Source organism: Kribbella sp. NPDC051620, assembly GCF_044453825.1.
GTDB lineage: Bacteria > Actinomycetota > Actinomycetes > Propionibacteriales > Kribbellaceae > Kribbella.
In genome coordinates, this window is sequence record NZ_JBITDB010000001.1 from 67,839 (window position 1) to 90,605 (window position 22,767).

The following is a 22,767-nucleotide window of genomic DNA, read 5'->3' on the forward strand; positions in this document are numbered from 1 at the left end:
AACAGAAGAATCAACTCAGTTCGATCACTCAGTCTTCTGAGTCCCAGTACGCCGTACCGCCGCCGGTCAACCTGGCGCGTACCGGACGGGTGCGACAGACTGCTGCGATGGCTGCTGAGTTTGTCCAAACTGACCAGTTCCGTGGCGCCCGCATCCATCTGAGCGAGCTCGCTGGCCTGGAGATCCGCGACTGCGAGGTCACCGGCCTGAAGATCGTCGACTGCTACGGCGACGACATCTCCCTCGGCGGCGACTTCAAACGCCTGACCGTCAACGACGTCGACGTCACCGCCTACGTAGAGTCCGAACTGGACCGCCGCCACCCGACCCGCGCCCTAGCGCGCGAGGCCGAAACCCCGGACGACTACCGGACTGCATGGGACGCCATCGAGACCCTGTGGGAGGAGACCCTGAACCGCGCCAGACTCCTACCCGAAGAAAAACTGTACGAGCAAGTAGACGGCGAGTGGTCCTTCGTCGAGACCCACCGGCACCTACTGTTCGCCTCCGACGCCTGGCTAGGCAATTGCGTCCTGGAGGAGGACTCGCCCTACCACCCCCTGGGCTTCCCCGCCGGCGGAATGCCACCCGAAGAATCAACCAAACTCGGCCTAACCCTAGAAGCCACCCCAACCCTCGATGAGATACTCACGCCACGCCACGCCCGCATGACCAAAATGCGCCAAACCATCAACGCCCTCACCGACGCCGAACTCAACCGCGTCTGCACCCGCAAGCCAGCCGACCCGTACCCCGACCAGGAGTACGTCGTCCGCCGCTGCCTGACGGTAGTACTGAAGGAAGAAGCCGAACACCACCGCTACGCAGTACGCGACCTCGCCGTTCTCGAGGCTTAATACGGCCTCAGGAGCAAATCCGCGGGCCCAACCTCGCCGCGCAGCGAACACACCGCTCCGTATGGTTTGCCGCTCACCGCGTCGCGGTCACGGCGCGCTGCTTTGTCCCCGCCCTAGGATGACTGGCGATCGTGACCAAACCCCTCGACCGAAGCGGCGCGGACGATCCACGACGTCAGGACGCGATCGTCCGTACCGTCGTTGCGTGCTCCTCCGTCGAGCCGCAACACACTGCGCCCGCTGAACTGCCCCAGCGTGACCCGATTCGCCCCGCGTTCTATCGACGCGCCGGCGGGTAGCCGCACTCAGCCGTCTACGGAAGTACCAGTTTTTCGCGAGCGGCACGCGCACTGATCTGCGTCGGCAGCCATGCAGTGTTGGCGATATCGACGTCAACCCGCCACAGATCATAAGGACAACAATGCGGTCAGCCAGTTCCTTGGGTGGGACGCCACCCGACCTGTGTACCTCCCAGCCTCCCTCCACTGACCGAGCACCTCCTGCATCCAAGCTTCGAGAAGGATCCGTGCGGGCGTCCCCTGACGAGCCCCAGCAGGAAGTGAGCCGGGGCAGCTCGGGCCTTCCCCGGCCTTCCCCTATGCTCGCCGATGACTCGAACACACACCTGGATCGGCGCCGGGCGCAGGCCTTGCGCTAACCGAGCCCGGAGGAGGCCGCGTTGGCGGATTGGTCGCTGGCAATCGGGGAGACGCTCTCACGAGACGATCGGGTTCGCCTGTACGGTGGCGGGCGATACGGGGGTATCGAACCTTCGGCGAAGACTCCGAACGTCTTCATCTACTCGGATCCATCCAAAGGTGAACGCTTCGGATACAACTATGATGGCTGGGTTGATGAGGCGGATCTATTCCTCTACACCGGCGAAGGTGCACGCCGCGATCAACAATTCCGTGAAGGAAATTTGGCTATTCGCGATCATGTGAAGCGTGGTCGCCAGCTGCGCGTATTCGTCGCCGACGGTACGGTTGCCGGCAAATCCGAGAAGGTCCAGAGGTATGTCGGCGAGTTTTCTCTTGATGAGAAGCTGCCATACGTACGTGCTGAGGCGCCGGATATCGATGGCGTGATGCGCTCCGTCATCGTCTTCAGGTTGCGCCAGGTTGGCGAAGTCTTTCGTCGCCCGAGCGACTCCAGCAAGTACCCGGACGTTAGACAGACGCCGTATGTCGAGACTGAACATCTCCCTGTCGGGGTTCCCGATCTCGTCGTAGAGAGTGTCGCTATCGAGGCCATCAACTCGACCGAGTTCGCCGTCGCTGCGAAGGCGGCGGGGGTCGCGAAGAGGCTCGAAGCGGAGCTTGTTCATCGATTCAAGCGTTATTTGATCGGGCAGGGACATGAAGTCGGTAGCTATTTAATCAAGCCGCCGGAGGAGTTGCGCTCCCTGCGAGCGGATCTTGTAGATCTCACCGAAAATATTCTGTACGAAGCGAAAGCTAGCTCGACTCGCGAATCGATCCGAATGGCCGTCGGTCAGTTGTTGGACTACTCTCGGCATGTTCCGGATGTGAAGGGCTTAGCTGTTCTGTTGCCAAGCGAGCCTTCAAGGGATCTGGTTTCATTGTTGAAAATGCATGGTATTCGCTGCGTTTGTGAGGTTAACGCTACATTCCTTGACGTCGCTGCGATGTCATAGGTGGGCAACCTTTCGGTAAGTTCGTTGGCTAGCGCTCTCTGGCGGGCGGATCATCGCTGCGGCGGTGGATGGTTGATTGAGGCTGTGTTGGGACTTCAGTGCTGATGGCGCCTCGGGCGGGGGCTGGGTTGGAGGCTGCGGCTAGGGCTTTGCGTAGGTCTGGGGGGAGGGGCTGGCGAATTGGGGCCGCGTTGCCGGGGGCGGTGGGGGTGTGGCGTGGGTGTGTGGCGGGGACGCCTTGGATGGATTCCAGTTTGAAGCCGAGGGGGCGGGCTAGGCGGGCTGCGGCGACTTTGAAGGGGCGGTCGTCCTTGCGGGGTTCGAAGGAGATCACTTCGCGGTAGGGCGGGCCGCCGTCTTCGGGTTCGAATTCGCGGTACAGGAGGCGATGGGAGGGGCCGAGCTCCTGGTTGCCGCGGGATTCGGGGATCACGGAGAGCTTGATTTCTGCGCAGTCGCTGAGGTCGTGGTCGGCGTTGCGCAGGCGCTTCCCGTTGAAGCTTTCCTCGTCTCCGTTGGCCAGGGCGCGAAGGCCGAGTCTGAGCGCGCGGAACTCGCGGTCGCGTAGACCGCCAGTCGGCTGGGATGCGGCTGCTCGTTGCAGTTCGGCGAGTTGGTGTCTTAGCTCCGGTCGGACGAGGAGTCGGTACTTCGTCATCGTGGCTTCAGGTCGGAATCGTCGATGTCTTCATCGAGATCGATGCCGAGTTCGGCGGCTACGTCCTCGTAAGGGATCGATGGCCCGGTCTGATTCGCGAGGCGATGGCGCAGGACCGAGTAGCTGGCGTCGAAGCCCTCCTCGTCGGTGGACTGGGCGACCAAGGCGCGCCAGACCTCCCACGGGATGACTACGGCCTCCGGTTGGCCTGCGTCGCCGAAGATCAGTGGTTCGGTTTGGCCTTGGCGGTAGAGGTTGAGTATGTCGGGGAGGTGCTTCGAGGCTTCCTCGGTGGCGATTACCCAGGCGGTTTGGCCGTCGGGGAGGAGGTATGGGGTTTCCTTGTCCATGGAGGTCCTCTCGGTTGGACTCTTCACCAGAATATGCCGGGTGAAGGTTGGTGACTGGAGGTTATCCACAGGGCGGGTGGGGCGTGGGTCAAGGTGAGATGCAGTGGTCAGACGTCGCTCGGGGGTTGGTCGGTTTCGCCTCGGGCGATGGTGATGGCTTTGAAGAGGAAGCGGACTGCTCGGTCGCAGACTCCGTAGATGGCTGCTACCGAGTCGGGGTTGTCGTCGACGCCGAAGCCGCGGGCTGCTGCTAGGCGGAGGGGTTCGTCGAGGGGGGCGGCGCGGCCGGCTATTCGGCTGGTTTCTTCGACCAGGGCGGGGATGTCGCGGACGGATGGGACGTCGGCTTCCTCGCTGACGAGGTACAGGATCTTGGCGAAGACCAGGAGGGACGCGGAGGTACGGGCTGGGTAGTCCAGGAGGTAGGCGAGGCGGAACGCTGCGTTGTCCTGGTCTGCCTTGATTTCCTCGACGTTGTTGTAGCCGAGGACTGCGGCGATCACCGAACCGTTGCTCATGGGGCCTCCGGTGGGGCGTAGATGCGTTGGGCAACAGACGTTAGCCAAGACGGGCAGGGTCTGGGGCTGCTTTGCGGTGTCAATACATGCAACTGGCCGGCCCACTGCGGTGTGCGGGGGCCGGCCGGTTTGATCAGGCGTTGCGGAGGGTGGTGAAGAAGGTTCGGAGGTCGGTTACTACGTCGGTGGGGCGTTCCAGGGAGGCGTAGTGGCCGCCTTCTTTGAAGGTGGACCAGTGGGTGATGTTGGAGTTGTCGCGGTCGGCCAGCGGGCGGATTGTTTTGAAGTCGTCGGCGAAGACGGCTACGCCGGTGGGGGCATTGTTGATGGTTGGTTCGGTACCGGCGTGGGCTTCTTCGTAGTGGTAGCGGCCGGCGGTGGCGCTGGTGTTGGTGAACCAGTAGAGGGAGACCTCCGCCAGGATCTGGTTCTTGGTGACGAGGCTGGTGCCGTTGCCGAAGCTGTTGAAGAGTTCGTTCCAGGCGAGTTGGCCGACGGGGGAGTCGGAGATGCCGACGGCAACGGTTTGCGGGCGGGTGGCGTTGATGGCGTTGTAGCCGCCGACGGACTGGAACCACTGGAGGTGTTCGAGGGCGGCGTAGTCCTCGGGGGTGAACTTCTCGAACTCGGCGGGATCGCCGGACGGGAAGGAGAAGAGTTGGAGGACGTGCAGACCTAGGAATCCGGAGGGGTTCAGGAGGCCGAGTTCGCGGGAGACCATGGCGCCGGCGTCGCTGCCGTGGGATCCGTACGACGAGTAGCCCAGCCGACGCATCAGCGTGTCGAAGGTGCGGGCCACGCGGGCCATCGTCCAGCCGCGATCGACCAGCGGAGTACTGAATCCGAAGCCCGGGATGGACGGGATGACGACCGAGAAAGCGTCTGACGCGTTGCCGCCGTGGGCGACGGGGTCAGTGAGCGGGCCGATCATGTCGAGGAAGTCGATGAAGGAACCCGGGTACGAGTGGATCAGCAGCAGCGGGGCGGCGTCGGCCTCGGCGGAGGGGACGTGGATGAAGTGGACCGTCTGGCCGTCGATGTCGGTCAGGTAGTGCGGGTACTCGTTCATCCGGGCCTCCTGCTCGCGCCAGTCGAAGCCGGCCTGCCAGTGGTCGACCATTTCGCGCAGGTAGCTGTTCGGAGTACCGAGTTCCCAGTCGTCGCCGGGGGCGGGCTCGGGGAGGCGGGTGTTGGCGAGGCGGGTGTTCAGGTCGTCCAGGTCAGCCTGGGCGATCTCGACGCGGAAGGAGCGGATGTCTGCGGAGGTGCTGCCGTTGTTGTTCATGGCTTTACCGTAGAAGCCATATAGGAACGGTAGATTCCCAATTGAACTATGATTTTGAGGCATGCGGGAAACCTCTTCGAGATTGCTGTCGTTGCTGGCTCTGATGCAGTCGCGGCCGGCCTGGCCTGGGTCGGAGCTCGCGGAGCGGTTGGGCGTGAGCACGCGAACCATCCGGAACGACATCGATCGGTTGCGCGAGCTCGGGTACCCGGTGGATGCGACGCGGGGTGCGGCTGGGTACTACCAGCTCGGCGTCGGCGCGAAGTTGCCGCCGTTGTTGCTGGACGACGAGGAAGCGGTCGCTGTCGCCGTCGGGTTGCGTACCGGCGCAGGGGTGGCGGGGATGGAGGAGAGCAGCTCAAGGGCGCTGGCCAAGCTCGAGCAGGTGTTGCCGCATCGGCTGCGGCGGCAGGTGAACGCGATCCATACGACGCTGTCGAAGGGGCCGGACAACACCGGGTCCAACGTGCCGGATCCGGAGGTCGACCCGGTGGTGGTGACGACGATCGCGGCGGCGATTCGCGATGAGCACTACCTGCGGTTCGACTACGTGGTACCGGAGAGCGCTCCCTCGTTGCCGATCCTGGTGGAGCCGTATCGGTTGGTGAGCTGGCAGCGGTACTGGTACCTGGTCGCGCGCGACGAGCCCGGCGAGTGGCACACCTATCGCGTCGACTGGATGGACCTGCGGATGGCGACGGGGCGCAAGTACAAGCCCCGGCCGATGCCGGAGGACGACTATATGGATTTCGTACTACGTGACGTCGCGTCCACCGGCTGGAAGGTGCACGCCCGGATCACGGTCTTCGCCTCCGCCGACGAGGTGCTGTCCCGCGTCCACGCCGCAGTAGGAATCGTGGAGCCGGTGGACGACAACACCTGCGTCCTCATCACCGGCGCGGAGAGCCTGGAAGTCGTTGCCGTGTACATCGGAATGCTGGGGATCGACTTCCAGGTCACTGCTCCACAAGGACTGGTCGATCATCTCAAGCTCATTGGAGAGCGCTATCTCCGCGCCATCGAATAGCTAGAGGTCGCCGAGGCCGGCGTTGCGGGCTTGGATTATGGCGGTGGCTCGGTCGGCTACTGAGAGTTTGGTGAAGATGGTGGAGACGTTGTTGGCGACTGTTTTGGAGGCCAGGCCGAGGCGGGTGCCGATGGCGCTGTTGGAGAGGCCGGCCGCTAGGAGGTCGAGGATTTCGCGTTCGCGGGTGGTCAGGTCGGGGAAGGGGTCCGCGGCGGGGGCTGGTGGGGCGGAGAAGAAGGAGAGGACCCGGCGGGCTACGCCGGGGCCGAAGATGGCTTCGCCTGCTGCTACTGCGCGGATGGCTCGGGCGATCTCGTCTTGTTCGGCGCCTTTGACCAGGTAGCCGCGAGCGCCGGCGCGCATGGCGGCGAAGACGGAGTCGTCGTCTTCGAACATGGTGAGGACCAGGACGGCGACGTCGGGGGCGGTGCGGGCTAGCTCGCGGGTTGCGGCGAAGCCGTCCAGGTCGGGCATCTGCAGGTCTAGGACGGCTACGTCCGGGTGGGTCGTCACTACCTCGCGGATGGCTTCGCGGCCGGTGGCGGCGACGCCCACCACCTCGATGCCGGGCAGGGAGGACAGGAGTGCTGCCAGGCCGGCGCGCACTACTGGGTGGTCATCTGCGAGTACTACGCGGACGTCGGTCATGGCGTTTCCATGGGGAAGGTGGCGTGGACTCGGCCGCCGGTGGGGGACGGGCCGGCTTCGAAGGCGCCGCCTAGTTCGGCTGCTCGTTCCTGCATGGCTTGGAGGCCTACGCCCGGGCGCCAGGCCCCATTGGGTGGGCCGTCGTCCGTGACCAGGACTTCCAGGGATGAGCCGCAGCGCAGGGTCAGTACTGCTGTAGTGGCGCGCGAGTGGCGCACCACGTTGGTCAGGGCCTCGGTGGCGATGCGGTACGCCGCCACCTCGAGCGCCGCGGGCAGTGGGGGGAGGCCGTCGGCCGATACCTGTACTGAGACCGAGGCGCCGTCTGCGCGCCAGGACAGGGCGTCTGCTCGTTGTTGCAAGGCTCCTACCAATCCGAGTTCGTCCAATGCGGGTGGGCGAAGGTCGTCGACCAGGCGGCGTACGTCGGCGATCGCGGCTCGCGTGTCGGTTCGCAACGTACTCAACAGCTCCGATGCTCGCTCCGCGTCGACGGAGACGAGGTTGGCAGCCGCGTCCGCGGTGAACGCGACGCCGGTCAGGGTGGGGCCGAGTCCGTCGTGCAGGTCTCGTCTGAGTCGCCGGCGTTCCTCCTCGCGGGCGGCGACGAGTCGTTCCCGGGAGGTCTGCAGCTCTGCGGACAGGCGGGTCGCGTGCACAGCTACTGCGAGCGGTACTGCAACCAGGTTGAGTACGTTGCGGTCAGTTTGCGACAGCCCGGACTCGCCTGATCGGAGGCCGACCAGGAGTGAGCCGACCGTCGTACCGCCGTAGGAAAGCTCCACCGGTACTACGGTTCCCGCGACTCCGGCGGAGGCGAGGAGCGAGCCGTCGACGGCGACCGCGACGTAGGGGAGTCGCAAGGCGGAGCGGACGGCCTCTACGACGCCGGGCATGCCGCCGGCCACGCCTGAGGAGAGTTCCTCGCCGACGAGTGATGCGACGCGGGCCGGGTCGCGGCGGTCGCCGTACATGGCGCGGTCGACCAGGCGTTGCAGGCGGGGGAGTACGGGGGCGATCAGCAGGGCGATGAGGACGGTGACGATCGCGGAGCGGCCGAAGCGAGTGGAGATGAAGGAGTCCGTGATCGCGACCAGGGCCGCGTAGGCGCCGACGGCGAGCATCGAGAGCAGGGCCCAGGTGAGGGCGCGGGAGACGACCAGGCGGATGTCTAGCAGTTGGTGGCGCACGACGCCGACGGCGACGGCGATCGGGATGAGGGGGATGGCGAGCAGGACGAAGACCGGCGTACCGGTGATGAGCGCCCAGGGGGCCATCACGAGGATCATCACCACTGTTGCCAGGAGCAACCAGAGGAGTTGGCGGCGGCCGGTCTCGTCGGCGCGGCGGTAGCGGATGACGAGGCTGGCGATCGCCAGGGCGTAGGCGATGAGGCCCCGGATCTCGGTTGCTGTCCAGAGCGGTTGCAGGGCGTCGTACGAGGGGAGCTGGAAGTAGCTGCTCGGGCCGCCGTCGAAGAGGGCACCGGTGCCGGTGCCCATCTCGATGGCGAAGAAGGGGGCGGTGATGATGATGCCGATGGCAACTGGTCGCCAGCGGGGCGAGAGTAGGCGGCCGGTGGGGAACAGGAGCAGCGCCAGGGGCAGGAAGAGGGCGATCGACCACGGCCAGGACCAGGAGATGATGGTCGCGAGTACACGTTGTACTTCGATGGGCGCGGCGTTGTCGTGCAGCAGTTGCGACAGGGGTGCGCCGAGGGCGGTGGTCGCGTGACCGATGCCGTCGGCGATGAAGAGCCAGCCGATCGGGTTGCCCGGCCGATGCCAGGCGATCACGGCGCCACAGGTCGCGAAGGTCAGCCCCATCAGCCCGTTGGTGACCAGGAAGCTGTCCAGCGCGGTATCGAACGACCAGCGGACCACTACCGCCAGCACCACCCCAGCCAGTACTTCGGTGACGCCGAAGCCACCCAGTACGGCCGCCAGCGCCCGTCGGTGCTCGGGTACGCCGGTCTCCCGCGCTGTAGAGGCAACAACTCCCGTCATGGGGATCAGTGTGCGGGTTGTGGTGTCCCGGTGTCTCGGGAATGGGGTCCCGGGAGTGGCAGGCGATCTCCTGAGGGGTGGTGACGGCAGGCCCAGGCGCCGGGAGCATGCCTGGCTCGACTGTGGAGGGGAGCGGCCCACCGGGGTCGGCGTACAGGGGAGGTTGGAGATGTCACGGATGTTTCGGACTGGGCTGGTACTGCTCGGGCTGTTGTCGGTAGGGGACCTGGCGGGGCCGTTGCTGACGGATGGGGAGCACCCGCCGATGTCGGTCGCGTTGATCGGGGCGGCGTTGGGGCTGGTGAGCCTGGTACTGGTGGTGTTCGCCTGGCGTGGGGCGCGGCGGGCAGTGGTGCCGCTGATCGTTTTGCGGGTGCTGTCGGCGCTGAGCGCAGTACCGGCGTTCTTCGCCGGTGATGTTCCCGCGGCCGCGGTGGCTGCTGCAGGGATCATCGTTGTACTGACAGTGGCCGGCATCGCGCTCCTGCTGGTGCCCTCCAAGGAGCTGGCGGGCGTGCGATGACTACCACGGCAGCCCGTACTACGACGGTGGCGGACACCCGCGGTATCAGCCGGTGGGCGGCGGCGATCGTACTGCCGCTCGGGCCGGCCGCGGTCGCAGTACTGCGGTTCGTCCTGCCCTACTACACGACCGACGACACCAACGGGATGGCAGCGAAGGTCATCGCGGAGCCCGGACGTGGGTCGGCGGTGCTGTGGGTCGGGTTCCTCGCCGTACTGACGTTGGTGCCGGCCGCGTACGCCGCGGGCAAGTTGACGCGGCGGCGTGCGCCCAAGCTGACTCTGGTGGCGCTCGCGCTGCTCATCCCGGGCTACCTGGCGCTCGGCTGGCTCGCGAGCGAGGACCAGCTCTTCTGGTCGGGAGCCCACGCGGGGCTGGATGCGGGCACCGTCACGCGGATCGCCGAGGCGGTACATCCGACGGGCTCGATCGCAGGGGTGTTCTTCGTCATGGGGCACGTGCTCGGCACCATCCTGCTCGGTGTCGCGCTGTGGCGGTCGCAGGTGGTGGCGCGGTGGGCGGCGGTCGCGGTGATCGTGTCGCAGCCGATCCACATTGTTGCCGCGGTCATCATTCCGAGTCACCCGCTCGACCTGGTCGGGTGGGGGTTGCAGGCAGTCGGGTTCGCCGCGGTGGGGTGGGCGATCCTTCAACTGCGCAACGACGAATGGGACCTCCCCGCCTTGCCCTGAAGGACAGATGAGTCCCGCGGCGGTTCAAGCCGCGGGACGCCGATCGCGAGGCCGGCGATCGTTCGTGATTTCTAGACCCAGATGGCTGCGGGTCGGCCGTCGGTGAAGGTTTCTGGGGGGTTGGGGAGGGAGATGGCCTGGCCCTCGGCTACTCGGAGGGCGGACCAGGCGGCGGCGCCTGCGTCGAGTACGTCGTCTACGCCGACTGCGTGGCCGGCGAGGCCGAGATCGCCGGACAGCGGGATGCCGGCGTCGGCGAGGAGGGCGCGGCGGCGTTCGGCGCCGGACCAGGTGGACTTGCGGACGGTCAGCGGGGCGCCGGCGAGGTAAGCGAAGCTAACCTCGGGGTGGACCTCGACGACTCGGGTGGTGGCGTGGGTGAGCCATTCGTCGACCTCGAACAGCTTGGCGCGCAGGCCGTACGCCTGGATCGACAGCCCTTGGCCGGTCAGCTCGCGGTTGATGAGGACGGCTTCGCTGTGGGTGGGGGCTTGGAGCGCGGCTCGCACCGGAGTGGTGAAGACGGAGGAGGAGAGGCGGCCGATCGCGGCGCGGGCGAGTACATCCGCCTGGCGCGGCGCGGTATCCGGCAGCCCGATCGGCATGTCGATCGCGATCACAGCAATCGGCTCCAGCGGCCGAGCACCGGCGTCGGTTGCTGCGGGGTGGGAGTGCTCGGCTTGGTGGATTAGTTGGGCGAGGGTGGCGGCTACCAGGGCGGTGATCTTGTCGTTGGTACGTAGGACGCCGACCCAGCCTGCTTTGCAGGCGTCGATGCCTAGTACTCGGGTCACGGGGCTATACCCCTTGTTGCTTGAGGAAGGCGACGGTGCGGGCCATTGAGGTCGGCCAGGCGGCGGCGAAGGCGTGTTCCTCGCCAGGGTAGGTGTAGAGGATGGCTTGCTTGCCGGCCTTCTTCAAGGCAGTAAGGGTTTGCTGGGCCCATACGGGTGGGCAGGTGGAGTCGGCGAGGCCTTGCTGGAGCAGGATCGGCTCGGTGACGCGGTCGAAGAAGTTGACGGCCGACAGGTTGCGCCAGAAGGCCGGGTTCTTCGCGGGATCGCCGTGGGCGCGGATGATCTCGGCGGCGGTCGCGGCCTCCGGGCGGGTCCAGCGGTCGAAGTTCTCGACGGCGTTCGAGCTGACCGCGGCGTAGACGACGGCTGCCTTTACCAGGCCGGGTTGCGCGACCAGCACGTTGTACGTGATGCCGCCGCCCATCGACCGGCCGAACAACCCGACCCTCTGCGGGTCGACGTATGGGGAAGCTTTCAGGGCGAGTACCGCGTTGATGACGTCCTCGGTGTAGCCGATGCGCAGGTTGACCTCAGACTGCGGGTCCTTGGACGACTGCGCGTGATTGCGGTAGTCGGTGTGCAGTACGACGTACCCGCGGCGGGCCAGGTAGTCCTGCTCGCGCATCAGCCCGCGGCCGTTGGTGTAGACGGCGGGGTCGATGTAGCCGTGGTTGAGGACCAGTGCGGGGTGGCGGCCGGGGGTGGTCGGCACGTTGAGGATGCCGGAGATCCTGAGCTTGCCGCTGGCGTACGTGACAAAGTACCGGGTGTAGGCGTCGGTACGGGCGATGACCCGGCCGAGGCGGAGGTCGCGGCCGTCGTACTTCTTCGCCATCAGGGCTTGGAGGGAGACGGGGTCCGGAGGAGTGCTGGTGGGCGTGGTGCTCGCCGTCGGGGTGCCTGGGGCTGGAGTGGCTGGTGTTGGGGTGGTGACCGGCGGTGGGGTGGGAGTCGGGCCGGCTGTCGGTGTCGACGAGCAGGCAACCGTCGTGGCGAGGACCAGTCCGACGAATCCCAGCCACGGCAGCTTCATGTCCCAATAGTGCAGAACCGCCCCAAGGGCGCTGTCAGGTGAGGTCGTGGCGGAGGAGGACTGTGCGGTTGTCGAAGGTGCGGGTGTCGGTGAGTTGGAGGTTCAGCCGCTCGGCGACCGGGTGGTAGACGGGTTTGCCGCCGCCCAGGACGACCGGGTGGACGATCACGTGGTACTCGTCCAGCAGTCCTCGTTCGGTCAAGGCGGCCGCCACGCTCGCGCTGCCGGTCAGCAGGATGTCCTTGCCCGGCAGCTCCTTGATCGCCCGCACCTCCTCGACGTCATGGATCACCTCGGCGTCGTAGGGAGCGCTCTCCAGGGTCCTCGACAAGACGAGCTTCCGCGTCTTCGCCCAGACGGGAGCGAACTCGATCGCGTGCGGCTCGTCCGGCGTGATCGACAGCGCGTGCGGCCAGTACGACGCCTTCATGTCCCAGACGGTACGTCCGTACAGGAAGGTGTCGGCGCGGTGCGCGAGGCTCATCGAGTAGGCGCCCAGTTCCGGTCCGAGCACCGGCCAGTCGAACTCGCCGTTCGGGCCCTCGATGAAACCGTCGAGCGACTGGTGGACGTAGTACATGATCTTGCGCATGATCTGCTCCTTTGGACTTGGCCTGCGTACGGCCCTTGGTCGGAGCCGGCCGGCGGCCTTTGACATCGCCGGGTGAAGGAAATCAGCGCGAAGGTTCAGCGGGGGTTGACTCAGAGTGACGCTGGGAGGAATGTCGTTGGGAACGGTTTTGTCAGGGGAGGTCTGGCAGCCGTCCGTGGACCAGCTGCTCTCTGGGGTGGAGCTTCTCGCACTGCGTTCGCAGGTGGCGCGCCGGTCTGGTCGGCGCCGCCGCGACGCGCGCGCCGGTCGAAACGTGGGGAAAGCCCGCAGGACCGTGGAGGAGTCATGGGCGAGTACACGATCGAGGACTTGAAGGAGCGCACCAGAGGTTCCGTCATCACCGACGCGGACGAGGGGTACGACGAGGCGCGCAAGGTTCACAACTGGATGATCGACAAGCGCCCGCGGGTGATCGTGCGGTGCGAGAACGCGGGCGACGTGATGGCGGCCGTCAGCTTTGCCGCGAGCAACGAACTGGACCTGGCGGTCCGCGGCGGCTCACACAGCGTGCCCGGCTTCGGTACGGTCGATGACGGCGTTGTGGCTGACCTGAGTCCGATGCGCAATGTCCGCGTCGACCCGGTCACCCGTACTGCGCGTGCCGGCGGCGGCGCGACCTGGGGCGACTTCAACGCGGCGACCCACGCCTTCGGGCTGGCGACCACTGGCGGCATCATCTCGACCACTGGTGTCGGCGGGCTGACCCTCGGCGGCGGGATCGGATACCTGGCGCGGGGGCTGGGGCTGTCCTGCGACAACCTGATCTCCGCGGACGTGGTCACTGCGGACGGCCGGTTCCTGACGGCCAGTGAGAAGGAGCACGAGGACCTCTTCTGGGCGCTGCGAGGTGGTGGCGGCAACTTCGGCGTCGTCACCGCGCTGGAGTTCCGGCTGGCGCAGGTGGAGACCATCTACGGCGGTCCGATGCTCTTCGAGATGTCCGACGGAGCCGCTGTGCTCGCAGGGTTCAGGGATCTCATCAAGGATGCTCCGGAGCAACTGGGCGGCTTCCCCGCGTTCCAGTTGGCGCCACCGCTGCCCTTCATCCCGGAGGACCGGCACGGCGACGCGTTCACGCTCATAGTGGCCTGCTGGGCGGGCGATCCTGCTCAGGGCGAGCAGGAGGTCAACAAGTTCCGGCAGTTCGCTCCGGTCGTCGCGGAGCACGTGGGGCCGATGCCGTACCCAGCGCTGAACAGTGCCTTCGATGCGCTGGTACCGCCGGGTCTGCAGCACTACTGGAAGGCCAACTTCGTCACTGAGCTCACAGACGACGCTATCCAGGCTCACCTGCAGCATGCGCCTGGACTGCCGGCAGTGAACTCCACTGTGCACATCTATCCGATCAATGGCGCCTGCCACCGGGTACCGGCGGATGCGACGGCCTTTGCCTACAGGGAAGCCAACTTCGCGACAGTGATCGCAGGCATGTGGCCGGACCCGGCGCAGAACGATGCCAGTGTCGAGTGGGTGCGCGACTACTACGACGCCGTCTCGCCACACTCCGAGTCCGGCGGCTACATCAACTTCATGGCCGGTGACGACCAGGCCCGGATCGCTGACAACTACAAGGGCAACTACGACCGGCTGGTGGAGGTGAAGCGCAAGTACGACCCGAACAACCTCTTCCACCTCAACCAGAACATCGCTCCCTAACCTGTACTGCGTTGCGCGGCGCCCTGGTCGGTTGAGGTGGGTGCCGCGCTGCGCCAGCGCATGGCGTGGGCATTGCCGACCTGGGTGAAGGTCGCGCGGGGGAAGACGGCTGAGTAGACCTCCTCGAACCGCTGGCGGCTCAAGTACCGGTCACTGACCCGGTGGTCGAGCCAGTCGCCGGTGGAGAGCTTGAAGATCTCCCAGGCTTCGGCGCGACCGCGGCGTACCATGTTGCGGGCCAGGCGGCGGACCTCGCCGCCGAACAGCCACCAGCGTGGGGTGGCGGCTCGCGGGGATACGACGTCCACCAGCACTGCCTGCCCTCCTGGGGCCAGCAGGCCCTTGATGTGGGCCAGCGCTGCGGGTAGGTCGGGTAGGTGGTGCAGGGTGGCCGAGCTGACGATGAAGTCGTAGCTGCCCTCGATGTCGAGGACACCGGACTGCAGATAGCAGATGTTGGGCCGACTGCGCTTCTGCCTGGCCAGCCGGATCATCGCGGCGGACAGGTCGACGGCATCCACCAGCTCGAAGTGATCAGCCAGCAGTACGGCGTGCCTGCCGGCGCCGCACCCTACGTCCAGCGCTCGCCCGACCCGCTGGTCTGGCGAGTCGGCCGGGAGCACAGACGGAAGCCATTCGCCGACCGGGTCGTCGCTCAGCTCGCCCAGCCGGTCGTACTCGGCCGCAAGCCGATCGAACGACTGCGCCGCTTCCCACGAGATCATCCGCCGCCTCCGCCTAGCCGCCCGCATGTCCATTGGACGATGCGGGCGGGGCAGAAGGTTAGACAATTGCACCAAGTTGCAAGAGCCGTCAGATGGTGAGCAGGCGCTCGAAGAAGGCTCGGTAGCGCTGCAGGGCGGAGCGGAGGGCCTCGGTGTCGGGTTCACCGTCTGACCACTGGCCCTCCAGGCTGCGGTGCTGCTCGTCGAACGTCTTGGAGAGCCGGTCGAGGACATCGCCGACCAGCTTGTCGGCGTCGGTCACAGCGGTCCGCGGGTCGTCGACGAAGCCTTGCTGGATGACATCCCAGCGCGCCTTGAAGTCCACGCTTTCCTGGGTGGGAACAAGCGGCTCGTTGGCATCCGGGGTGGCGTCGTTCCTGGTGGTCGGCGTGGCGTCGGCGTCAGTTGGGTAAGCGGAATCGTCCGCCGTGGCTCGGGGTGCCTGGTCGTCGCCGACCTGGTCCACGGAGTACTCCGGGCTGCGATCGGCGTCCGTAGTACCGGAGTCTGTGCCGCGGCGGTCGTCTGTGCCGGGGTCCGCGGTGCTGCGGGGGTCGACGTCGACAGGCGGGGCGGTGTCCGTAGTACGGGAACCGGCGCTCGGGTACGGGGTGGCTGCCGGGTCCAGGGGATCGTTGGTCATGAGTGCTGCTCCTTGGAATGAGTGTGGCCGTTCAAGTCGGCGGGGTTCTCGAGCAGGGCGACTACTAGCCGGCGGTAGGCGGTCACTGCCTGGCGCAGGTCTTCGGTGTCCACCGGACCCTGGCTCTGGGCGACAGCGACGCTGTGTGCCTGGCGGTAGTTCTGCGCGACCTTCGGGTGGTCCACGGAGATGTCGTCAGCACGCTGGTCGAAGTCGTCGACCGGGTAGCCGGCCTCGCGCATCATGCGCAGTACCAGCCGGTCGGCTTGCGCTACCGCGTCCCCAGGCGCGTCAACGAAGCCCTGCTGCAGTCCACTCCACTCTGCGCGGTACTGCTCGGCAGACTTCTCACTCAGCGGGTGCACGTCGAGCTTGGCCCGCCGCTGCTCCCGGCCGCGCAGGTCACGCAGCGCCTCCTTGCGGTCACCCGCCTGCTCGAGCGTGCGTTCGTACTCCGGTCCGAAGCGCTGCTGGAGTTGCTCGGTCCGCCGTCGCTGGTACGTGTACAGCGCCGCCGCGGCGACCAGTACGACCAGGACGATCACGATGATGGTGATGACGGTTCCCATCGGTTCTCAGTCCCTTCCGAGTAAGTCACTTCGGTGCCCGATTCCGGGAACGACGAAACGCCCGGACCCCCGATCGGGGGTCCGGGCGCCGGTCGGTACGTCAGGCTTTCGGCGCCAGCTTGTGGACGACGATGCCGGACTTGAAGGTGGTCGTGCCGAGCAGTTCGAGATGGTTGATGCCGAGCTTGGAGTCCTCGAAGAGGCGCTCGCCGTCGGCCAGTACCGGGAAGACCCAGAAGTGGTACTCGTCCACGAGCTTGTGCTCGAGCAGCGTCTGGGAGAACGAGCCGGTGCCGAACTTGATCAGGTCGCCACCCTCGGTCTCCTTCAGCTTGCGCACGGCCTCGGCGGCGTCGCCCTCGAGCAGTTGGGCGTTCCAGGTGGTGTCCTTCAGCGTCCGGGACGCGACGTACTTCGGCAGGTTGTTGAACAGGTCGGCCATCTCGCCATCGCGCTGCGACCAGGCCTCGGCGAAGCCTTCGTAGGTGACCCGGCCGAGCAACAGGGCATCGGCGTTCTCCATCAACTTGCCGGAGTAGCCGAAGTGGTCCTCGTCCCAGTACGGCGGGCTCCAGTTCTGCGGGTCGGAAATGCTGCCGTTGAGGGTGACGAAGGTGGACTCGATGATCTTCCGCATGGTCGTGCCTTTCGTTGTTTCTTGCGTGGTTTCAGGGTTGGTAGGGCTGCCGGATGCGGGCGGCCCGGAGTGCGTGCGCCCACCAGACGAGCTGGTCGAGTGTGTTCTTGGCAGTGGCGTCGTAGCCGGAGCCGGGGCGGGGCCAGCTGCCGTCTGCGGCAAACTGTTCCCAGTAGCAGGGCAGGGTGACGGTGTTGCGGATCGCTACCGCCTGCAGCTCGGTGAAGACCTGCCGTAGCTGCGCAGCGGCGTACAGGCCTCCGGTCTCGCGGCCGTACGCCACGATGGCTACCGGCTTGGCGTGCCACTCCTCGTAGTACCAGTCCAGTGCGGTCTTCAGCGGCGCCGGGAAGCTGCTGTTGTACTCCGGCGTCACCACTGCGAACGCATCCGCGGCAGCGAGCCGGGGAGCCAGTACTGCGACCGCGGCGGGCGTGGGCTCGTCGGTGTCGGGCAGTGTCTGGGGGAGGTTCGCAGTGGCCAGGTCTACGACGTCTACGTCGAGGTCGGCACGCTTGGCCGCTTGCTGGGCGAACCAGCCGGCCACTGTCGGGCCGAACCGCCCGCGGCGGGTACTGCCGATGATCACCGCGAGTCGTAGGTTCATCCCCTGCTCACCTCCTCCTGCTGTCCGTTGCTGTTGAAGAAGACTCTGCCCGAGGGGGTTTACGGTTTCTTTCCGGTCTGTGGCCGCCCAGCCGGAATAGAGTGCGGGTCATGCGTTTCGGGGTGCTCGGACCGGTGACGGCCTGGACGGACAGTGGTGAGCCGGTGACCGTCCCGGGGCTGAAGGTGCGTGCGCTGCTGGCGGACCTGCTGGTGCACGAGGGACGGCCGGTACCTGCGGACAGGCTGATCGACGACCTCTGGGGCGAGGACCTGCCGGGCAACCCGGCCGGGACGCTCTCAGCGAAGGTGTCCCAGCTCCGCCGCGCTTTCGACGACGCCGAGCCGGGTAGCCGAGCACTGGTCGTCTCCGGACCGGCCGGATACTCACTGAAGGTCGACAGCGGCTCGTACGACGTACTGGGCTTCGCTGCGCATCTGGAACACGGGCGGCTCGAGGAGGCGCTCGCGCTGTGGCGTGGACCGGCGTATGCGGACTTTGCGGACGAGGCGTTCGTGGAGACCGCTGTGGCGCGGCTGAGCGAGCAGCGGCTGACTGCTACCGAGGACTACTTCGAAGCGCGGCTGGCGCGGGGCGATCACAACGCGCTCATCGGTGAGGTGGCTGACGTCCTGTCGGAGCACCCGCTGCGGGAGCGGCTCCGGGCAGTGCATCTGAAGGCCCTGTACCGCGCCGGCCGGCAGAGCGAGGCGCTGGAGAGCTATGAGCAACTGCGGGCGCTCCTAGCCGACGAGCTTGGCCTGGACCCGTCTCCTGAGCTGGCTGAGCTGCACCAGTCGATCCTGACCCAAGACCTGCCCCAAGCCCGGCGTCGCAGCAACCTGCCGGCCGCCCTGACCTCGTTGGTAGGTCGCGCTGAGGCGATCACCGACATCCGGAGCCGCCTGTACACCGACCGGCTCGTCACGCTGACCGGTCCTGGGGGAGTGGGCAAGACCCGGTTGGCGCTGGCTGCGGCCGATGGGCTCGCCTTCCCCGATGGTGTGGTGCTTGTGGAGTTGGCTGCCGTCGCTGCTGATGCACTGGACGTTGCCGGGTCGCTGGCGGACGCAGTACAGGCTGCTCTGGATCTGCGGGACTCGGCTGGGGCCGGGGGACTGGTTGCGGCGCTGGAGTCGTTGGAGCTGCTGTTGGTGCTGGACAACTGTGAGCATGTCGTGGAAGCGGCTGCGGGGTTGGTTGACGAGTTGCTGGCCGCTGCGCCGGGGCTGAAGGTGTTGGCGACCAGTCGGGAACCTCTGGGGCTCAGGGGCGAGGCTGTGTGGAGTGTGCCGCCGCTGGAGGTGCCTGCGGCGGCTGCTGGGCTGCCTGACCTGCAGGAGTCGTCTGCTGTGCAGTTGTTCGTGGCCAGGGCTGTTGCGGCGGACCGTGGGTTCTCTTTGGATGAGGAGTCGGCTGCTGCGGTCTCTGTGCTGTGCCGTCGGCTCGACGGGATCCCGTTGGCGCTGGAGCTGGCCGCTACGCGGGTGCGGGCGCTGGGAGTACAGGGGCTGGTGGCTCGGCTGGATGACCGGTTTCGGCTGCTTGCCACGGGGCATCGGGGTGCTGCGCCGCGTCAGCAGACGCTGATGGCGATGATCGACTGGAGTTGGGACCTGCTGTCTGTGCCGGAGCAAACGGTGCTCCGACGGCTCGCAGTACAGACGGACGGCTGTACTGCGGATGCGGCCGAGCAGGTGTGCAGTGAGGACGGGATCGACGTCCTTGACGTACTGATGCGGTTGGTCGACCGGTCGTTGGTCGTGTCGGTGCATGGGACGGACGGGCCGCGGTACCGGCTGCTGGAGTCGGTGGCGGCGTACTGCGTCGACAAGCTGCGTGCGGCTGACGAGCTGGAGGTGGTCCGGCAGCGGCATCGCTTGTACTACACGGAGTTTGCTGAGACGGCTCGCGGGTTCTTGACTGGGCCGGAGCAGAGTAGGTGGCTGCAGCGACTTGATAACGAGGCTGGCAACTTGCGGAGTGCCTTCGACGGTGCGGTGGGTGCCGGGGAGTTGCAGCTGGCTGAGCGGCTGGCGGATGGGCTTGCCTGGTACTGGTTCCTGCGGGGGCGGTTTGCCGAGGCTCGGCGGTCGCTGGAGGCTTTGCCGTCGTCGGCCAAGGCCACTGCATGGCTTGCCGGGTTCATGTACGCCCAGGGCGATGTCGGTGCGGCTGCTGTGCGGGAGCGAGTTCATGATGCCGATCCGCGGGCGGAGTGGTGGATCGCCTTCACTGCAAGCGATTCAGGTGACCTGGCTGCCTGTCTGAGGATGCTGGAGCATGCGCTGGGCGCCTTTGAGGCTGCTGGGGATCAGTGGGGCATTGCGGCCGTGTTGGTGGCTCGGGCGAAGCATGCGCATGTGCGTGCTGATCTGAGCGCGCTGGAGAGCGACGCTGTTGAGAGTGCCCGGCTGTTCCGGCTAGTCGGTGATCAGTGGGGTCTGCTGCAGGCCACTGGTTGGCTGGGGGCTCTGGCGGAGCTCAACGGCGACCTCGATCTCGCTGCGCGGTTGCACTCGGAGGGGCTCGAGATGGCTGAGTCGCTAGACCTCTGGCTGGAGGTGGCCGGGGAGTTGGGGTGGCTCGGGTGGACTGCGGTGCGGCAGGGGTCGTATGTCGAGGCTAGTGCCTATGGCGAGCGGGCGTTGCGGTTGGCGACCGAGCAGGGGCACCGGTCTACGCAGGTACTGGCGGAGCTCGTGCTGGCATTTGCGGCTCGGCGGTCGGGTGACTTGGAGGTAGCCGAGCAGCGGTTGCAGGCGATGCTCGATGCGGTGCGCAAGCAAGATGAGCCGGTGCTGTACCTGTCGATACTGCTGGTGGAGCTCGGGTATGCGCTGGAGCTGCGTGGCGCGCTAGGGCGTGCTCGGGAGTTGCACGCGGAGGCGTTCCGGATCTCGCTGGAGCACGAGTCTCGCCGGGGGATGTGCTGGAGCTTGGAGGGGCTTGCGGCGTGTGTCGACGACAAAGCGTTGGCTGCGCGGCTGTTGGGGGTTGCGGCCGCAGTACGGGCTGCGGAGGGGTATGTGGGTACTGCGGCCGAGCAGGCTGATGTCGACCGTGCTGCTGATGCTGCTCGGGCTGTGCTGGGTGCGGACGGGTTCGATACGCAGTACCGGGCAGGTAGTGGCTTGGAGCTGGAAGAGGCGTTCTCAGAGGTAGAGGTCGCCGGCTAGGCGGGTGCGTCGGTGATGAGGCGGTTGAGTGTCTTGGCGAATCGGTCGCGTTCGGTGGCGGGTAGGTCGGCCAGTAGCTTGTCGAGCCGCTCGGTGAGCTCGTCGTTGAAGCGGTGGAGGGCTTTGGAGCCTTCCGGGGTCAGGGTGACCTTGACGGCCCGGCGGTCGTGGGGGTCGCTCTCCCGGGCGACCAGGCCGCGTTGCTGGGCGCGGTCGACCAGCCCGGTGAGGCTGGAGCGCTCGAGGCCGAGCATGCCGGACAGCTCGGCCATCCCGATCGAACGGTCCGCCAGCGAACACAGCATCTGCGCCTGCGCCGCGGTGAGATCACAGTCGCGGCCGATCTCGGCGTACAGGTTCTGCACCAGGAACGTCAGCCGGACCAGCCCGCTGGCGGCGCCCTGCGTCTGCTTCACGGCGGCTCCCACTTGTGATTGTTCGTGGCACGAAGTAATTTGTTCGTCGAGTCAATATTACGTGGCACGAACTACTTAGGGTAGAGGTGGACGATGGACTACGGGCACGAGCTGGTCTTCGGCACGTTCCTGACGCCGGATGTCGAGAACGCCGAGCGCGTGATCGCGCTGGCGCAGCTGACCGAGCAGGTCGGGCTCGACCTGGTGACAGTCCAGGACCATCCGTACCAGCCGCGGTTGCTCGATGCGTGGACGCTGCTGTCCGTCATCGCGGCTCATACGCAGTCGGTGTCGGTCTCCACCAACGTCGCCAACCTGCCGCTGCGCCACCCGGTCGTGCTGGCTCGTAGCGTCGCCACTCTCGACCGGATCACCGGTGGGCGGGTGGAGCTCGGGCTGGGGGCCGGTGGGTTCCTGGAGGCGGTCGCTGCCAACGCTGGGCCTCGGCTGACGGCGGGGGAGAGCGTTGAGGCGCTGGAGGAGGCTATCGCGATCATTCGCGAGGTCTGGGCCGGCGGTACGGGTGGGATTCGGCTTGCTGGCAAGCACTACACGGTTGCTGGGGCTAAGCGAGGTCCTGAGCCGTCGCATGACGTCCAAATCTGGCTAGGCGCCTATAAGCCGCGGATGCTGGCCATCACTGGGCGGCTTGCGGACGGGTGGCTGCCGTCGAGCGCCTACGTACCGCCGGAGGAGCTTCCTGCCCTCAACAAGCTCATCGATGAGGCCGCTGTGGCCGCTGGTCGTGAGCCATCGGCAGTACGCCGCCTCTACAACGTCTCAGGCAACTTCAACGGCCACGGTGGCTTCCTGCAGGGCGGCGAGGACCTCTGGATCGACCAGCTCACCGAGCTGACCCTCACTGAGGGCATGAGCACCTACATCCTCGCCTCAGACAACCCAGAAGACATCCGCCGCTTCGCCGACCTGGCCCCCGCAGTCCGAGAGGCCGTCGCCGCAGCCCGCTCGACCGCAGCCGCTGCGCCAGCGGTGAACCCTGCCCCCGGTACCGCCCCCGCTGAGTCGGCTGCATCCACTTCGCCTCCTTTCCCATCACCCGCGCCCTCCCGCGGGAACTTCAGCGTGGTGCCGACGCCGCCGCCCTCCGCGAAGCGGAGCGGAGTACAGGTGCTGGATGAATCGGAGCGGCCGACTGGGCCGGCGCTGGACCCCACGCGGACCTACACGCCGCAGCAATTGGCGGCGGGAGAGCACCTGGTCCAGGTACACGATCACCTGCGAGCCGAGCTGGAGCAGATCCGCGACCTGGTCGAACAGGTAGCCGCCGGCTCTCTGGGCGTCGGCGCAGCGCGCAACCACATCAACACCATGACCATGCGCCAGAACAACTGGACACTGGGCGTCTACTGCGAGACCTACTGCCGCCTGGTCACCACGCACCACTCGATCGAGGATGCGGCGCTCTTCCCCCGCCTCCGTCGGGCAGACCCGACCCTGACCCCAGTGGTCGACCGCCTCCAGGCGGAGCACTTGATCATCCACGACGTCCTTGAGGGCGTCGACAAGGCACTAGTAGCCCTGGTAGACGGCTCCGGCACCATCGACACTCTCCGCGCCGCCGTAGATCTTCTCGACGACACCCTCCTCTCCCACCTCTCCTACGAGGAGCGAGAGCTAGTCGAGCCCTTGGCCCGACTAGGCGTTATGTAG

23 protein-coding genes are annotated in these 22,767 nt (G+C 66.6%); 8 read left to right on the forward strand and 15 right to left on the reverse strand.

The genetic code is table 11. The features are described from left to right. The first annotated feature begins 107 nt into the window (after positions 1–107). Positions 108–857 (forward strand): DinB family protein, encoded by a 750-nt coding sequence (locus ACIA12_RS00265; RefSeq protein ID WP_396364567.1) that lies wholly within the window; start codon positions 108–110, stop codon positions 855–857. A 679-nt stretch (positions 858–1,536) separates the two neighbouring features. Further along, complete coding sequence (locus tag ACIA12_RS00270) at positions 1,537–2,514, forward strand: hypothetical protein (RefSeq protein WP_396364568.1); 978 nt, start codon at positions 1,537–1,539, stop codon at positions 2,512–2,514. A 28-nt stretch (positions 2,515–2,542) separates the two neighbouring features. Here ACIA12_RS00270 and ACIA12_RS00275 read toward each other — a convergent pair whose 3' ends face one another. The 4 genes from ACIA12_RS00275 to ACIA12_RS00290 form a co-directional block, all read right to left on the reverse strand. After that, positions 2,543–3,172: a hypothetical protein gene (locus ACIA12_RS00275; protein ID WP_396364570.1), complete on the reverse strand. Its 630-nt coding sequence runs from the start codon at positions 3,170–3,172 to the stop codon at positions 2,543–2,545. Beyond that, positions 3,169–3,522, reverse strand: coding sequence for a hypothetical protein (locus tag ACIA12_RS00280; protein ID WP_396364571.1), 354 nt, complete (start codon positions 3,520–3,522; stop codon positions 3,169–3,171). The genes ACIA12_RS00275 and ACIA12_RS00280 overlap by 4 nt, the downstream gene beginning before the upstream one ends. A gap of 107 nt (positions 3,523–3,629) precedes the next feature. Further along, a complete protein-coding gene (locus tag ACIA12_RS00285; RefSeq protein WP_396364572.1) occupies positions 3,630–4,040 on the reverse strand; it encodes a hypothetical protein in 411 nt (136 codons plus the stop codon). A gap of 133 nt (positions 4,041–4,173) precedes the next feature. After that, positions 4,174–5,325 carry an epoxide hydrolase family protein gene (locus ACIA12_RS00290; RefSeq protein ID WP_396364573.1) on the reverse strand — a complete coding sequence of 384 codons (1,152 nt, stop codon included), beginning with the start codon at positions 5,323–5,325 and terminating at the stop codon, positions 4,174–4,176. A gap of 61 nt (positions 5,326–5,386) precedes the next feature. On the opposite strand from ACIA12_RS00290, the gene ACIA12_RS00295 reads away from it, so the two are divergent. Continuing rightward, entirely contained in the window at positions 5,387–6,352 is a 966-nt protein-coding gene (locus tag ACIA12_RS00295; RefSeq protein ID WP_396364574.1) for a helix-turn-helix transcriptional regulator, read from the forward strand. Here the strand turns inward: ACIA12_RS00295 and ACIA12_RS00300 are convergent, their stop codons facing one another. Both ACIA12_RS00300 and ACIA12_RS00305 read right to left on the reverse strand, forming a co-directional pair. Then, positions 6,353–7,000 (reverse strand): response regulator, encoded by a 648-nt coding sequence (locus ACIA12_RS00300; protein ID WP_396364575.1) that lies wholly within the window; start codon positions 6,998–7,000, stop codon positions 6,353–6,355. After that, a complete protein-coding gene (locus ACIA12_RS00305) occupies positions 6,997–9,006 on the reverse strand; it encodes a sensor histidine kinase (RefSeq protein WP_396364576.1) in 2,010 nt (669 codons plus the stop codon). Before ACIA12_RS00305 ends, ACIA12_RS00300 begins: the two co-directional genes overlap by 4 nt. A gap of 169 nt (positions 9,007–9,175) precedes the next feature. On the opposite strand from ACIA12_RS00305, the gene ACIA12_RS00310 reads away from it, so the two are divergent. Beyond that, positions 9,176–9,529: a hypothetical protein gene (locus ACIA12_RS00310; RefSeq protein ID WP_396364577.1), complete on the forward strand. Its 354-nt coding sequence runs from the start codon at positions 9,176–9,178 to the stop codon at positions 9,527–9,529. Continuing rightward, positions 9,526–10,221: a hypothetical protein gene (locus ACIA12_RS00315; RefSeq protein ID WP_396364578.1), complete on the forward strand. Its 696-nt coding sequence runs from the start codon at positions 9,526–9,528 to the stop codon at positions 10,219–10,221. Before ACIA12_RS00310 ends, ACIA12_RS00315 begins: the two co-directional genes overlap by 4 nt. A 71-nt stretch (positions 10,222–10,292) precedes the next feature. On the opposite strand, the gene ACIA12_RS00320 is transcribed toward ACIA12_RS00315, so the two are convergent. The 3 genes from ACIA12_RS00320 to ACIA12_RS00330 are packed head-to-tail and all read right to left on the reverse strand — an operon-like array spanning position 10,293 to position 12,643. After that, positions 10,293–11,015 (reverse strand): DUF429 domain-containing protein, encoded by a 723-nt coding sequence (locus ACIA12_RS00320; protein ID WP_396364579.1) that lies wholly within the window; start codon positions 11,013–11,015, stop codon positions 10,293–10,295. 4 nt (positions 11,016–11,019) lie between these two features. Continuing rightward, on the reverse strand, positions 11,020–12,051 hold the full coding sequence (locus ACIA12_RS00325) for an alpha/beta hydrolase family protein (RefSeq protein ID WP_396364580.1): 1,032 nt from the start codon (positions 12,049–12,051) through the stop codon (positions 11,020–11,022). A gap of 34 nt (positions 12,052–12,085) precedes the next feature. Then, the gene (locus tag ACIA12_RS00330) at positions 12,086–12,643 is read right to left on the reverse strand and encodes a dihydrofolate reductase family protein (RefSeq protein WP_396364581.1); all 558 of its coding nucleotides are present in this window, start codon (positions 12,641–12,643) and stop codon (positions 12,086–12,088) included. A gap of 306 nt (positions 12,644–12,949) precedes the next feature. On the opposite strand from ACIA12_RS00330, the gene ACIA12_RS00335 reads away from it, so the two are divergent. Then, a complete protein-coding gene (locus tag ACIA12_RS00335; protein ID WP_396364582.1) occupies positions 12,950–14,320 on the forward strand; it encodes an FAD-binding oxidoreductase in 1,371 nt (456 codons plus the stop codon). Here the strand turns inward: ACIA12_RS00335 and ACIA12_RS00340 are convergent. The 5 genes from ACIA12_RS00340 to ACIA12_RS00360 all read right to left on the reverse strand — a co-directional run bounded on the left by ACIA12_RS00340 (position 14,317) and on the right by ACIA12_RS00360 (position 17,501). Beyond that, a complete protein-coding gene (locus tag ACIA12_RS00340; protein WP_396364583.1) occupies positions 14,317–15,045 on the reverse strand; it encodes a class I SAM-dependent methyltransferase in 729 nt (242 codons plus the stop codon). The genes ACIA12_RS00335 and ACIA12_RS00340 overlap by 4 nt on opposite strands. An 88-nt stretch (positions 15,046–15,133) precedes the next feature. Next, positions 15,134–15,688 (reverse strand): hypothetical protein, encoded by a 555-nt coding sequence (locus ACIA12_RS00345; RefSeq protein ID WP_396364584.1) that lies wholly within the window; start codon positions 15,686–15,688, stop codon positions 15,134–15,136. Next, on the reverse strand, positions 15,685–16,257 hold the full coding sequence (locus ACIA12_RS00350) for a hypothetical protein (RefSeq protein ID WP_396364585.1): 573 nt from the start codon (positions 16,255–16,257) through the stop codon (positions 15,685–15,687). Before ACIA12_RS00350 ends, ACIA12_RS00345 begins: the two co-directional genes overlap by 4 nt. A 100-nt stretch (positions 16,258–16,357) precedes the next feature. Continuing rightward, complete coding sequence (locus tag ACIA12_RS00355; protein WP_396364586.1) at positions 16,358–16,894, reverse strand: dihydrofolate reductase family protein; 537 nt, start codon at positions 16,892–16,894, stop codon at positions 16,358–16,360. A gap of 31 nt (positions 16,895–16,925) precedes the next feature. Continuing rightward, positions 16,926–17,501: an NADPH-dependent FMN reductase gene (locus tag ACIA12_RS00360; protein WP_396364587.1), complete on the reverse strand. Its 576-nt coding sequence runs from the start codon at positions 17,499–17,501 to the stop codon at positions 16,926–16,928. A 110-nt stretch (positions 17,502–17,611) separates the two neighbouring features. Here ACIA12_RS00360 and ACIA12_RS00365 point away from each other — a divergent pair, with 110 nt between their 5' ends. After that, positions 17,612–20,680, forward strand: a complete 3,069-nt coding sequence (locus ACIA12_RS00365) for a BTAD domain-containing putative transcriptional regulator (protein WP_396364589.1) — start codon at positions 17,612–17,614, stop codon at positions 20,678–20,680. Here ACIA12_RS00365 and ACIA12_RS00370 read toward each other — a convergent pair. Next, positions 20,677–21,096 carry a MarR family winged helix-turn-helix transcriptional regulator gene (locus ACIA12_RS00370; protein WP_396364590.1) on the reverse strand — a complete coding sequence of 140 codons (420 nt, stop codon included), beginning with the start codon at positions 21,094–21,096 and terminating at the stop codon, positions 20,677–20,679. The two genes, ACIA12_RS00365 and ACIA12_RS00370, sit on opposite strands and share 4 nt — an antisense overlap. A 93-nt stretch (positions 21,097–21,189) precedes the next feature. Between ACIA12_RS00370 and ACIA12_RS00375 the strand changes: the two genes are divergently transcribed. Then, the gene (locus tag ACIA12_RS00375; protein WP_396364591.1) at positions 21,190–22,767 is read left to right on the forward strand and encodes an LLM class flavin-dependent oxidoreductase; all 1,578 of its coding nucleotides are present in this window, start codon (positions 21,190–21,192) and stop codon (positions 22,765–22,767) included.